This window comes from Rhodococcus sp. FH8, assembly GCF_019266085.1.
Lineage (GTDB): Bacteria > Actinomycetota > Actinomycetes > Mycobacteriales > Mycobacteriaceae > Rhodococcus_F > Rhodococcus_F qingshengii.
Genome location: NZ_LPNQ01000065.1, coordinates 306,923 through 319,522, shown reverse-complemented (window position 1 = coordinate 319,522; position 12,600 = coordinate 306,923). Strand labels below are relative to the sequence as shown.

The 12,600-nt window shown below is 64.0% G+C and carries 15 protein-coding genes and 1 riboswitch; of the genes, 4 read left to right on the top strand and 11 right to left on the bottom strand.

Going from position 1 to position 12,600, the window contains the following annotated elements:
- Nucleotides 1-57 precede the first annotated feature (57 nt).
- The 3 genes from ATN38_RS15865 to ATN38_RS15855 form a co-directional block, all read right to left on the bottom strand.
- Nucleotides 58-759, bottom strand: a complete 702-nt coding sequence (locus tag ATN38_RS15865) for a superoxide dismutase family protein (protein ID WP_007730117.1) — start codon at nucleotides 757-759, stop codon at nucleotides 58-60.
- 95 nt (nucleotides 760-854) lie between these two features.
- Complete coding sequence (locus tag ATN38_RS15860; RefSeq protein ID WP_042926201.1) at nucleotides 855-1,445, bottom strand: LytR C-terminal domain-containing protein; 591 nt, start codon at nucleotides 1,443-1,445, stop codon at nucleotides 855-857.
- 53 nt (nucleotides 1,446-1,498) lie between these two features.
- The gene (locus tag ATN38_RS15855) at nucleotides 1,499-1,849 is read right to left on the bottom strand and encodes a DUF3263 domain-containing protein (protein ID WP_007730120.1); all 351 of its coding nucleotides are present in this window, start codon (nucleotides 1,847-1,849) and stop codon (nucleotides 1,499-1,501) included.
- A gap of 244 nt (nucleotides 1,850-2,093) precedes the next feature.
- Here ATN38_RS15855 and ATN38_RS15850 point away from each other — a divergent pair, with 244 nt between their 5' ends.
- Genes ATN38_RS15850 through ATN38_RS15840 form a run of 3 tightly spaced genes read left to right on the top strand, consistent with a single transcriptional unit; the run spans nucleotide 2,094 to nucleotide 4,462 of the window.
- Nucleotides 2,094-2,693, top strand: coding sequence for a peptide deformylase (locus ATN38_RS15850; protein ID WP_003945053.1), 600 nt, complete (start codon nucleotides 2,094-2,096; stop codon nucleotides 2,691-2,693).
- Nucleotides 2,694-2,733: 40 nt separating this feature from the next.
- A complete protein-coding gene (locus ATN38_RS15845; protein ID WP_081377470.1) occupies nucleotides 2,734-3,645 on the top strand; it encodes an N-acetyltransferase in 912 nt (303 codons plus the stop codon).
- Nucleotides 3,646-3,661: 16 nt separating this feature from the next.
- Nucleotides 3,662-4,462, top strand: a complete 801-nt coding sequence (locus ATN38_RS15840; protein ID WP_003945060.1) for an exodeoxyribonuclease III — start codon at nucleotides 3,662-3,664, stop codon at nucleotides 4,460-4,462.
- 44 nt (nucleotides 4,463-4,506) lie between these two features.
- Here the strand turns inward: ATN38_RS15840 and ATN38_RS15835 are convergent, their stop codons facing one another.
- Entirely contained in the window at nucleotides 4,507-4,938 is a 432-nt protein-coding gene (locus ATN38_RS15835) for a GNAT family N-acetyltransferase (RefSeq protein ID WP_007730124.1), read from the bottom strand.
- A 156-nt stretch (nucleotides 4,939-5,094) separates the two neighbouring features.
- On the opposite strand from ATN38_RS15835, the gene thiD reads away from it, so the two are divergent.
- Complete coding sequence (thiD, locus tag ATN38_RS15830) at nucleotides 5,095-5,937, top strand: bifunctional hydroxymethylpyrimidine kinase/phosphomethylpyrimidine kinase (RefSeq protein WP_218748234.1); 843 nt, start codon at nucleotides 5,095-5,097, stop codon at nucleotides 5,935-5,937.
- An 18-nt stretch (nucleotides 5,938-5,955) separates the two neighbouring features.
- Here thiD and ATN38_RS15825 read toward each other — a convergent pair whose 3' ends face one another.
- From ATN38_RS15825 to thiO, 7 genes are all read right to left on the bottom strand, one after another.
- Nucleotides 5,956-6,807: an adenylate/guanylate cyclase domain-containing protein gene (locus tag ATN38_RS15825; protein WP_007730127.1), complete on the bottom strand. Its 852-nt coding sequence runs from the start codon at nucleotides 6,805-6,807 to the stop codon at nucleotides 5,956-5,958.
- A 113-nt stretch (nucleotides 6,808-6,920) separates the two neighbouring features.
- Nucleotides 6,921-8,372: a M20/M25/M40 family metallo-hydrolase gene (locus tag ATN38_RS15820; protein WP_187781773.1), complete on the bottom strand. Its 1,452-nt coding sequence runs from the start codon at nucleotides 8,370-8,372 to the stop codon at nucleotides 6,921-6,923.
- 132 nt (nucleotides 8,373-8,504) lie between these two features.
- Nucleotides 8,505-9,275 (bottom strand): ABC transporter permease, encoded by a 771-nt coding sequence (locus tag ATN38_RS15815; protein ID WP_047268852.1) that lies wholly within the window; start codon nucleotides 9,273-9,275, stop codon nucleotides 8,505-8,507.
- Nucleotides 9,275-10,264, bottom strand: a complete 990-nt coding sequence (locus ATN38_RS15810) for an ABC transporter ATP-binding protein (RefSeq protein ID WP_058038516.1) — start codon at nucleotides 10,262-10,264, stop codon at nucleotides 9,275-9,277. The genes ATN38_RS15815 and ATN38_RS15810 overlap by 1 nt, the downstream gene beginning before the upstream one ends.
- Nucleotides 10,265-10,393: 129 nt before the next feature.
- Entirely contained in the window at nucleotides 10,394-11,146 is a 753-nt protein-coding gene (locus ATN38_RS15805) for a thiazole synthase (protein ID WP_007726857.1), read from the bottom strand.
- A complete protein-coding gene (gene thiS / locus ATN38_RS15800) occupies nucleotides 11,139-11,354 on the bottom strand; it encodes a sulfur carrier protein ThiS (RefSeq protein WP_003944402.1) in 216 nt (71 codons plus the stop codon). Before thiS ends, ATN38_RS15805 begins: the two co-directional genes overlap by 8 nt.
- Nucleotides 11,351-12,430, bottom strand: a complete 1,080-nt coding sequence (gene thiO / locus ATN38_RS15795; RefSeq protein WP_003944311.1) for a glycine oxidase ThiO — start codon at nucleotides 12,428-12,430, stop codon at nucleotides 11,351-11,353. The genes thiS and thiO overlap by 4 nt, the downstream gene beginning before the upstream one ends.
- Nucleotides 12,430-12,576, bottom strand: a riboswitch (TPP riboswitch). Its footprint overlaps the gene before it by 1 nt.
- Nucleotides 12,577-12,600: the final 24 nt, after the last annotated feature.

The window sequence follows — 12,600 nt, the reverse complement described above, 5'->3', positions numbered from 1 at the left end:
CCGTGCTGGCTACTGCGTGGTAGTCGCCGGAAGTGATGCAAAACTCAGGTGAGTTTGTCAGCTCTTGGTGATGACACCGCAAGCAACGCGTCCGCCGGCGTCACCGGTGTCGAGGGTCTGCTGATCCGGTGCCGGCGCGTAACGCGTCGGGATGTTGCCGAAGTTGTCCGCTCCGGCGTGGATCATGACGGATGTTCCACCGTTTGCGACCAGTTCGTCGACGGTGAATGCATCGGTCGTGGTGACCAGTGTGGCGGTGCCGTCTTCGAGGACCTGAACCGAAGTGAGGTCGCCGCTCGCCGGGTGGCCCGTGTGACCCTCGGCCTGGAAGTGTCCGCCTGCCGAGAGGAAGTTACCCGGCTCTCCGCCGCTGGGGGCAACGGAATTGGTCTCGCACTTGGCGACCTGGTGGACGTGGAATCCGTGGAAGCCGGGGGTGAGGCCCTTGGCGTCGAGGGTGACCTTGACGTCGCTACCTTCCTGCGCGAACGTGACCGTTCCGACCTTGGCGCCGTCGGTGCCGTTCAGCGTTGCGGTGACCGTTTCGGCAGAAGCGCCGGCGTGAGCCGTCTCGGAACCGTGGCCGCCCGCGCTTTCGTGCGCGCTGGGATCGGCTGCACCGGTCCACACCGGAGGAGTCGTGCCGGGGACGCTGCTGGGCTCTTCGCTGTTACTGCAAGCGGTCAAGCCGAAAGCGGCAATCGCGACTACAGGGGCAACGACGCGCCAGGACATACGCCGGGTGCTGCTGGGGGCCATCGAACCGCTCCTTTGAGGTGGCGAGAAAGTGCTTCTGATCATAACGGCGCGTGTAGTAGCTGGAACCGACGGGTCAGTTCCACCTTCACGACCGGTCAGTTGGAGGTCACGATCACGATCACGCCAGGTGACGCGTTCGCGATGCCGGCGAATCGAGGCTCTGCGGAGACTCCGAGTTCAGCCGCGATCTTCTGCGCCGCTGCCTTCTCCGCCGCGGACGATCCGTAATACACCGTCGTCGTACTGACGGTGCCCTCGCTGTAGTTACCCGTCTCCTCGACGTTCCAACCTGCTGCCGTCAATTCCTCGGCGGTGCCTGCTGCCAGACCGGAGACGGTGCTGTTGTTGAGAACTCGAACGCTGACATTCGACGTGTCGGTGCCGCTCGCGGAGCTGGAAGTCGTGGTCGTCGCAGTTCCCGAGGGTCGCGACGTGGTGGTGGTATCGCCCGAAGCGGGTTGTGTCGTCGCTGCCGGCTTGGTGGTGGCCGGCGCGGGGGCGCTCGTCGTGGCAGACGCCGAGGATTCGGTCTGCTCTGCTGCGGTGTTCTCGTCGCCCGATCCACCGTCGCTCGATCCACCCAGTGAGGCTGCTCCGAGACCGATGAACACGATCGCCAACGCGATCAACACCATGGCGATTGCGCGAAGCGGAGGTCCGGACGGCTGCTCTTTCGGGGTACTCACGATGTCGACCTTATCGCCAGTGCGTGGACAGCCCGATCATATGTACGCGTGATTCAGGTGACCTCGAAGCCGAGGCGACGCGCGGCCCTGGCCTTCTGACGGCTGGCACGCAGACGACGCAGGCGCTTGACCAGCATGGGATCAGCCGCCAAGGATTCGGGGCGATCGACCAAGGCGTTGAGAACCTGGTAGTAGCGGGTTGCCGACATGTCGAACAACTCCTTGATGGCTTCTTCCTTCGCACCGGCGTACTTCCACCACTGACGCTCGAAAGAGAGGATGTCGTGCTCCCGGCGGGTGAGGCCGTCTTCGCCGACCTCGTGCATGCCTGCTGTATCTACTACCGAATCGTCGGCGCCAGTGCCTTCGGACTGGTTCCGACTACGCGCGGTTGCGCCGTCCATGTCACTCCTCGACTGCTGTGCTCGGCGTCAGCGAGACTCGTATGCCCGGTGTTCTTTTTCCGACCGAATTCTCGCGGCCGTGAGTTTCCCGGTCCCCTGGCCCGAAGGTAACTCACAATTTCCCCCGCGGCCCACGTTCCGACCGAGCAACGAATTACATCGCTGTTCTTCAGCAACCATTGAACCATGATCGAGTGTGCGGGCCGTGATAACTACGCGGGCGCGCCGCACTATCCTTGTCCGCATGGCTATCCTCCCCATCCGAATCGTCGGCGACCCGGTACTGCACAAGGCGACAGAGCCGGTCACTCAGTCCCCGGCCGAGATCGCCGAACTGATCGCAGACATGTACGAGACGATGGACGCTGCCAACGGCGTCGGTCTGGCGGCCAATCAGGTCGGTGTTCCACTGCGAGTCTTCGTCTACGACTGCCCCGGTGACGACCGCAGCAGCGAGCGTCGACGCGGCGTCGTCGTGAACCCGGTACTCGAGACGTCCGAAATCCCCCAGACGATGCCCGACCCGGACGAAGACTTCGAGGGTTGCCTGTCCGTTCCCGGCGAGCAGTTCCCGACGGGTCGCGCCGATTGGGCGAAGGTCACCGGCACCGACGCCGACGGCAACCCGATCGAGGTCGAGGGCACCGGATTCTTCGCACGGATGCTCCAGCACGAGACCGGGCATCTCGACGGTTTCCTCTACACGGACGTACTGATCGGCCGCAACGCGCGCGCTGCCAAGAAGATCATCAAGCGTTCCGGTTGGGGCAAGCCCGGTCTGACCTGGACGCCGGGGACCGTCGACGATCCGTTCGGTCACGACGACGACGATTACGAAGACTGAGAATTCTGCTCTGAACGGCAACATTTCGATCGGTAGCCGGGTGGTTTTGCGATACAAGCTCCCACCCGGCTATTCGCATCCCATGACCGACGTCATCGGCATCCTCGAGGGCGCCGATCCCATCGCCGTTCGCGCCGGCGACGGTCGGCTGGTCCAGGTCTCCGCCGATCAGGTGATCGCGCTCAAGAGTCTCTCGGCCCGCCCGATTCGCATCGGCGAGATTCGAAACCTCGAAACGGCTGCTGCGGCGGCGTGGCCGGGGGTCGAGCGGGCGTGGATCGACGGTTGGTTGCTGCGCGCCGGTCACGGTGTCACCGGTCGCGCCAATTCGGCTTTGCCGCTCGGTGGTGCGGGGGCGGTTGCCGGCTTCGACGCGAGCACCATCGAGCGGATACGCCAGTGGTTCGGTGACCGCGGACTGCCGACCCTGCTGCTCCTCCCCGATCGACTCGGCACCGCTCCGGACGGGTGGAGCAGCGAGAAGGAAACCATCGTGATGGCCGCCGATCTGGGCAATGTCACGCTGCCGCTCGGTCCTCCGGTCACCTCGTTCGCCGACCGCCCCGACCACAACTGGCTGTCGATGTACGACACCCACGGCGATCCGGCGTACGTCGAGGCGGTCCTCACGGCTGTCGTGGGCACTGCAACTTTCGGCGCGATCGGAAACACCGACACGACGCTTGCCATCGGGCGCGCTGCGCTCACCGAGGCACCCGACCACAAACGCTGGGTAGGACTGACCGGCATTCACGTCGCCCCTGAACACCGTCGTCACGGAATCGGGTCGCTGATCTGCGGAGATCTACTCTCCTGGGGTCGTGAGAACGGTGCGACGCACGCGTACCTCCAGGTTTCGGCGGACAACTTCGCGGCGATCGCGCTCTACGAGCAGCTCGGATTCGTCGAACACCACCGCTACCGATACGCCACCGATCCTGTCGGCGGCTGACGCTAGGCTTGCCCTCGTGCGCATCGCTACCTGGAACGTCAACTCCGTCCGTGCCCGTACCGACAGGATCATCGACTGGCTCGGTCGATCCGACGTCGACGTCCTGGCAATGCAGGAAACCAAGTGCAAGGACGAGCAGTTTCCGTACGAACGCTTCAAGGAAATCGGCTACGAGGTCGCCCACGTCGGGTTGAGCCAGTGGAACGGTGTCGCCATCGCTTCCCGCGTCGGCTTGGACGACGTGCAGATCGGATTCGAGGATCAGCCCGGGTTCGACAAGGATCCCGAGGCAGACCCGGTCCGCGAGGCACGTGCGATCGGTGCCACCTGTGGCGGTGTGCGGGTGTGGAGCCTGTACGTCCCCAACGGCCGTGAGCTGGAAGACCCGCATTACGCCTACAAGCTGGATTGGCTGGCCAAGCTGCGCGACGACGCGGAGGGCTGGCTCAAGCAGGATCCCGACGCGCAGATCGCCCTGGTCGGCGACTGGAACGTCGCTCCCACGGACGACGACGTGTGGGATCCCGCTTTCTTCGAGGGCAAGACCCACACGTCGGAGCCGGAACGAGCTGCGTTCACCGCCTTCACCGAGTCCGGGTTCGCGGACGTAGTTCGCCCGTACACACCCGGTCCCGGCGTGTACACGTACTGGGATTACACGCAGCTTCGCTTCCCGAAGAAGCAGGGCATGCGAATCGACTTCATCCTCGGCTCACCGGCATTCGCAGCACGCGTCGAGGCGGCCGAGATCGATCGAAACGAGCGAAAAGGCAAGGGCGCCAGCGATCACGCTCCGGTGATCGTGAATCTCGGGTGATCGTGAATCTCGGAGCCTGATCGTCTGTTTGCACCCTCGGGCTTCTAGTCCTCGACGAGCAGTTCCAGATACTCGGGGTGCTCGCCGAGGTACCGCTGAACATAGGTACACACGGGCCGTACCGACCATTCACGTTCACGGGCGCAGTCCATTGCGAACTGCACGAGTACGGCTGCCAGTCCCTGCCCGCCGTACTCCTCTTTGACGACGGTATGCATGTACGCAACCACGTCGCCCGCTTCGGCTCCGCTCCCCGAAATCTCGTCTTCGTCGCGGTATCCGAGGATGCCGACCAACTCGTCGTCGGAGAGCAGTTCGAATCGTTCGTGCGACGGATTGTCCACGAGCGTGACTTCCGGTGAGGTTCCGGTTTTCGAATTTTCGATGTCGTTCATTGCGGCGACCTCCACGGCACGATGTGCACCTGCGCGATCGGCGACAGCTGCGTTCGCACGCTCTCCATAACTGTGATCCATGCCACTCATAGAATCAGCTACCGACGACGCTGTCCCGGGTTCGACCAATTTTTGCACCGGGAACGACCGGATCGCAATCGCAGTTCGCGCCGTCGTTCCCGCGAGAGGTGGGACCGAGCTGCCGTTTCCCCAGGTCCGATCGGTAGGCTCGTCGTCGTGAAGCTGCTGCCCCTGACCCCCGCCGGACAGACCCCGATTCGGGCATTGACCATCGCCGGAACCGACTCCGGTGGCGGAGCCGGCATTCAAGCCGATTCCCGCACGATGGCGATGTGCGGAGTTCACGCCTGCGTGGCCGTCGCCGCAGTGACGGTCCAGAATTCGGTGGGAGTCAGCGGATTCCACGAGATTCCGCCGGAGATCGTCGCCGACCAGGTGCGCGTCGTGGTCTCGGACATCGGCGTCGGTGCGGCGAAGACGGGAATGCTCGCGTCGACGACCATCATCGAAGCGGTGGCCACGGTTGCCGCCGAGGTTGGGATCGGCCGCGACCGTCGGATTCCGCTCGTGGTCGACCCGGTGTGCGCGTCGATGCACGGCGATCCGCTGTTGCACGAAGAAGCTCTCGACGCGGTCCGCAACACCTTGATTCCGGCAGCCACGGTGGTCACTCCGAACCTCGACGAGGTTCGGTTGATCACCGGTATCGAGGTCGTCGACGACAAGAGCGCCCGCCAAGCGGCAGAAGCGCTGCATGCGCTCGGCGCTCAATGGTCCATCGTCAAGGGTGGCCACCTTCGTACTTCGGAGTTGTCCACCGACCTGTTGTTCGACGGCGACCGTTTCCTCGAATTCAGCAGTGCCCGGATCGACACCGGCAACGATCACGGCGGCGGAGACACGCTGGCTGCTGCGATCACTTGCGCTCTCGCACACGGCTATTCCGTTCCGGACGCGGTGGCGTTCGGCAAGGAGTGGGTGACCAAGTGCCTCGAGGCGTCGTACGACCTCGGCGCGGGACACGGTCCGGTGTCCCCGCTCTGGCGGCTCCAGGTCTAGCGCTCGAGGTCCAGGGCGCTAGTTCCGGCGTACGCGCCAGATTCCCAGGTCGACGGGAACCCCGTTGGGCGTCGTGGCGAAAAACCCTCGTCGCCATGGCCGGATCGTGAGATCGAGATCCTCCAGGGTGCCGGCTTCGAGTTCCTCGAGAGTGGTCGCCGACATCATGACGTTTCCGTCGCCGCCCAAGCCCATCATCCGGGCGGCGATGGTCACGTCGACGCCGAGCCAGTCGTCACCGATCTGACGCGGGGTACCCGTGTGTAGGCCGACGCGCATGCGCGGGGTGTATCCGTCGAGATCGACTTCCGCGAGCGCGTCCTGCGCGGTGAACACCGCCTTCAAAGCCGCATCCGGGCGAATGAACACTGCCATCAGACCGTCGCCCATCCGTTTGACGACGTGTCCGCCGTTGTCGGTGATCGGAGTTTCCACGGCCTGCGCCACCGCACGCAGAAGGGTCAGCGTCGCGCCGTCACCGGCTGCGAGCGACCAGGTGGAGAAGCCCACCAGATCGGTGAAGACGATGGTCAGTTCTTGATCGCCACGTCCGCGGCCCATCTTTTCCAGCGCTGCCTGCCACACCTGCAGTGCTCCGAGGCTCACTTCGCGAGTGGCTGCCGGCTTCTGATCGAGCAATCTGTCAGCGACGCGCGCGACGGCGCGCGCACCGCCGGGGCCGGCGAGCGAGAGCGGATCCCCAAACCCTGGATCACCGGGTAGTGCCCGCCTGAGGCGTCGTAGCGCGTCGATGAGCTGCTGCCGACGGTTAAGTTCTGCCGCAGAGTTCAAGACGACGTCGACGACGCCTCGAACCGAGGAGGAAGAAGCACCTGCCGTGTCGGTGTTCTCCGGGGACAGATCAGCCATAACTCAAGCGTAACTCAGAGTTACAGACAGTGTGCTGCCGCCGTTCTCGCACAGTGGCCTCCTGGTCGCTCGCACAGTCGATCATTCGGTCAGTCGATCATTCGGTCAGTCGATCATTCGGTTCTGGCCTGTGTCCGGGCATCGCCGACGGGAACTCCGTTCGGCCCGCTCAAATCCTGGGCATACGTCGCAACTCCGAAGGCTACTGCAGAAGCGTTGGCAGCGAGCGCTTCGCGATCGATGTTCGCGAGGTTGTCCTGGGCACTGTGGTAGTTCGGGTCGAAGGTCTCCTCCGCTTCTCCGCCCCACTTCTCGGCCTGTGCCGGCGTCTTGCGCTCGTCCGCGCCGCTGAACACGCCACCCGCCGGGATCCCGATCTCGATGAACGGGCCGTAGTCGGAGCGCCCGTCGAAGTCCGTTCCGTCCGCCGCAATCCCTCGCCCGGCGAGAAAATCGACGAAGGTGCGCTCGATGCCCGCCGACCCCTCGGGCCCGGGCCCCTCCCCGACGGCATCCGAGTTGTCGCCGTCGTAAGCCAGGTATCCGGCGTTGGGCGAACCGAGCATGTCGAAATTCAGGTACAGGGCGATGTCGGCCCGTTCCTGATCGCTCAGACCCTCGACGTAGCGGGTGGAGCCGACCAATCCCACTTCTTCCGCTCCCCAGAAAGCGAAACGCACGGCATTTTCGATGCTCGGTGAGCTTCCCATCTGCAGCGCGGTTTCCAGTACGGCTGCGGTACCGCTTCCGTTGTCGTTGATTCCGGGACCTTCCGGCACACTGTCCAGGTGGGCGCCCACGACAACCACGTTGTCGGTCGCGCCGGTCTTGGTCTGCGCAATCACGTTGCGCGACTTCGTCGTTTCCGTCGACGTGTCGAGAATCAGCGTGAGGTCTCCGGGCGCTGCGGCAAGAGCCTCGCCCGACGCCTTACTCACCCCGCCGGTCGGAATGCGGGCGTCTTCGGGTTCACCCAAGGTAGCCCCGCCCAGCATTGCGTCCTCGTTGTTGGCAACCAGCAACGCCGCCGCGCCGCGATCAGCGGCGATCTTCTGCTTGTCGCCGAACGGGCACACTCCGCGGGTGACCAGCACGATTGCACCGTTCACGTCGCGGCCGTCGTAGTCGGTGGCCTCGCAACCGGGGGTCTCGTCGGCGGGAATCGCCACCAGACGCGCCGTGATTCCGGTCGGTCCCGTGGAGGTGGAATATGTCAGCGCCCGCACCGGAACATCGGAGCCGTCAGCGGCTTTCAGGGATTCGGTGCCGGGATCGAAGGAGCTGAAGTCGAATTCCGGGGTGCTGACCTCGAAACCCTTGTCTTCGAGCAGGTTTGCCACGTAGTCGACACTGGCGTCGTAGCCGGGGGTACCGGCCGATCGATTGCCCTCGTTGTTGGCGGCGATCTTCTCGAGTTGCTCCAGATGCCCGGTCACGGCGTCGACCGTGACGGTCTCGGAGAATGCAACCGGGTCTGTCGGGACGGCCGCTTCACTTCCCGACGAGCATCCACTCACCACGAGTGCTCCAGCCATTGCGACCACAACCACACCGAAGAGTCTCATCTTCGGAGGATATCGGCCGAAGCACAGGAAAGGGACCCAGTACGAATGGTTTTTCGTACTGGGTCCCTACTCTGCTGTCACTCCTGGTTCTCGGTAGGTCTCCCGACAACACCTACCGAGGGAGCGACAAGATCAGGCGTCGCGACGATTCACGATGACGATACTTGCTCCGAAAATCACCAGAACGAAGGCCGCGAAGTAGATCAGGCTGCCCCAGGGTCCCCAGTGGAAGTCGACGCCACCGCTGCTCGCACTGAGGAAGTGGTTTGCATTCGCGAACGGCAGGAACGGGGTGATCTTCTCGCCGAAGCTGCCGAACAGTCCGAACAGGCTCTCGATGAGCAGCGGCCAGAGCAGGAGCAACGCAATTGCGCCGGCCGACTGGCGAATGATCGATCCGACGCCGACAGCGAGAATCACGCACAGGAAGGCGTAGATCGGGATGCCGTAGATCGCGCGCCAGTCACTGCCGCTCGACAGGGTCAATCCGGCACTCGCCTCGGTACCGGCGATGGCCTTGGCCATGGCGTACGCGCCGAAGGCGAGAACAAATGTCAGTACAGCACCGAAAGCACCGATGAGGCCGGCTTTGGCGATCAGAACCGAGGCACGGTTCGGAACGGCCTGGAAGGTGGTGCGGATGGTCCCGAAGCGGTACTCACTGGTGACCGCGAGGGCCGCCATGATCATGAGAACCATGATTCCGAAACCCGAGATGCCGGCCGTGGCAACGGCGGTGTCGAGGTCCGGTGCTCCCTGGACGTCGGAGGACGTCAGAGCCGACTTGGCAACCGCGCCCATGATGGCCGCGAAGCCGAGCGCGAGCACGACGATGATGACCGAGCACCACAGCGGCGACTTGGTCGTGGTGATCTTGATACGTTCAGCACTGAGAACAGCCATTACAGTGCACCTCCCATAGCCTGCTGCGTGTTTGCCTGCTGTGTATTTGCGTGGTGTGCACCGACACCCGGATCGATACCGGATGCGTGGTACTGGACATCGTCCCCGGTCAACTTCATGAACGCATCCTCGAGCGACCCCTGCTGAGAAGCCAACTCGTACAACACGATTCCCTGCGAACCAGCTAAACCACCGATCACATCGGTGGTCGAATCCACGACCACCAATGCCGGGGCAACGCCGGAACCGTCTTCACGCACCGTCAGCCCCTGCGAGAGCAACACACTGCGCAACGCATCGAGCTGTGGGCTGCGCACGCGCACCGTCGACTCCGACGAACGATCCACGAACTCCGCGACCGTCGAATCCGAAATCAACCGACCCCGACCGATCACCACCAACTGCTCCGCCGTGAGCGCCATCTCCGACAGGAGGTGACTCGACACCAGCACCGTGCGGCCCTCGGCCGCCAACCGCTGCATGAACTTACGAATCCAGACGATGCCCTCCGGATCGAGACCGTTGACCGGCTCGTCGAACAACAACACCTTCGGATCCCCCAACAACGCACCCGCCAACCCCAGACGCTGCGACATACCGAGCGAGAACCCGCCGGCCTTCTTGCCCGCCACCTCGGACAACCCGACCAACCCGAGCACCTCGTCCACGCGGGACTTCGGGATCCCGTTCGAAGCAGCCATCCACTGCAGATGTGCACGCGCACTGCGATTGGGGTGCACCCACTTCGCATCCAACAACGCACCCACCGTCCGCAACGGCGTCTTGAGCTCGCGGTACGGCTTGCCCTCGATCAACGCCGCACCCGACGTCGGCTGATCCAGACCCAGGATCATCCGCATCGTCGTCGACTTACCTGCACCGTTCGGGCCCAGGAAGCCCGTCACGATGCCCGGCTTGACCGTGAACGACAAATCGTCCACCGCTTTCGTCGGTCCGTAAACCTTGGTCAATCCCCTCAGTTCAATCATGAGGAGAACTTTGCCCTACCGGCAATGACCAGCACATCGGCCACAGGTCTAGTTCCGAGTGGTACTCAGGTAGGACACGAAGCCGGACAATCTGGGCATAACCCTGAGAAAACACCCGGAAATGGTCCGTCAGGACGATGCTTGGGCCCAGAACCGCTTGGGAATCCGGCCGGCGTGACGCGCTTCGAAACCTGCTACCACTGCGTGCCGCATCGCCGACGCCATCAACGCGGGATTCTTGGCCCGCGTCACCGCTGTCGCAAGTAGGACGGCGTCGCAGCCCAACTCCATGGCAAGGGTGGCGTCGCTGGCCGTTCCGATTCCGGCGTCGAGGATGACGGGCACGCCGGCGCGCTCGACGATCATCTCGATATTGTGCGGATTCGCGATACCCAGCCCTGTCCCGATGGGTGAACCGAGCGGCATGACTGCCGCGCAGCCGACCTCTTCGAGGCGAAGCGCCAGCACCGGATCGTCCGTCGTGTACGGCAGGACGGTGAATCCGTCGTCCACCAATTGTTCTGCGGCGGAGACGAGTTCGATTGCGTCGGGCAGCAGAGTCCGCTCGTCGGCGATGACTTCGAGTTTGACCCAGTTCGTCTCGAGCGCTTCGCGTGCCAACTGCGCCGTCAGGACCGCTTCGGCGGCGCCCCGACACCCGGCGGTGTTCGGCAACGGTTCGATTCCGAGGCGACGAAGCAGGTCCAGAACGCCGGTGCCGCCGGCCGCGTCGACTCGCCGCATCGCGACGGTGGTCAGTTCGGTACCGGAGGCGACAAGCGCTTCCTCGAGGACCGCAAGGTTGGCGGCGCCGCCTGTCCCCGTGATGAGCCGGGAACCGAAACTGCGGCCCGCGATAGTGAGAAGGTCCTGCTCAGCCACCCTGCACCGCCGTGAGGATCTCGATTTCCCAACCACGTCCGACGGATTCGTCCCAACGCCCGCGAGGAAAGAGCGCACCGTCGACGGCGACGGCGATGCCTTTGCTCGGCAACTCGAGGTGCGTCAGAAGTTCGGTCACCGTGACTGCTCGATCGAACTCGAGATCTTCGCCGTTGACGGTGATCCCGATCGGGACCTGCTCACTCATGAATTTTCCTTAGCTACTGCGAACCGCTCGGGTTCGGTTCCTTTTACCTCGACCAAAGATGTGCCGTTCAGCAACGCGACCGTCGCATCGGCGGTGACGGGCGTCAGCAGGACTCCGTTGCGGCCGTGCCCGGTGGAGACGACAACACGATCGGACACGCGCCCGATCAACGGCAGGTTGTCCGGCGTCATGGGACGCAGACCTGCCGCGCACTCGTACAGTTCGTATTCGCCGATCGCCGGCATCAGTGCCTCGGCGTCGTTGATCAGGTCCCGTACTCCGGCCATCGTGACCTGTGTGTCCTCACCAGACTCGTATTGTGTTGCGCCGACGACGATTCCGTCACCGCGCGGGACGAGGTAGGCGGGCCGCCCGTGGACGCTTCCGCGGATGGTGCGGCTGGGCGCCGGGGTGACTCCAGGCCTACTGCGCAAGCGAAGGATTTCGCCCTTGACCGGGCGTACAGGTAGCCCGGGCCACAGCTTGGGTGACGCGATACCGGCGGTGAGCACTATCTGATCGGTATCGAGTTCGGCGAGGTCGTCGACGGCCCGCGCGATCAATTCGACGCCGGATTCCGCACAGGCCTTCTGCAACGCCGCCAGCAGAAGTCTGTTGTCGACGGCGGACTCACCAACAGCCATCAACCCCGACCGGATGCCCCGGCCCAGCATCGGTTCGAGTTCACGGATGCGCGCGCGACCGAGAACTTCGAGTTCGTGCCCCTGCGAGCTCACCCACTCGGCGATGGTCTGCAGGTCCTGCGCGTCGGCAGCGTCGAGCGCAACCGTCAGCGAGCTGTCCGCGGTGAAGACCGATTGCCCGAATTTTCCGAGCTCCTCACCGAACGTCGGCCACCGTTCCAGGGACGCTGCACCGATTGTCAACGCGGTTTCTTCACCCGGCCAGCCTTCGGAAAGCGGGGCAAGCATTCCGCCCGCCACCCACGAAGCACCTGATCCAATGGACGGGTCGTACAACCGAACGGCCCACCCGTCGCGGGCTGCTCGCCACGCGATAGCGAGACCGATGACACCGCCGCCGACAACCGACACCGTACGAGCGTGTGTACTCACGAAACTCCACCTCCACTTCCTGCGCCGGCATGATCCGGGTCAGGTCTGACGGTCGGGATCTGGTCGCGATCCCCTCTCAGCCCTACGAACCTCGCAGTCACGACAAAAAGTGACGACGACGTTTCAGGACTCCCGTGTCGAACCTTGCTCCCTAGAGGCTACCGTTTGCT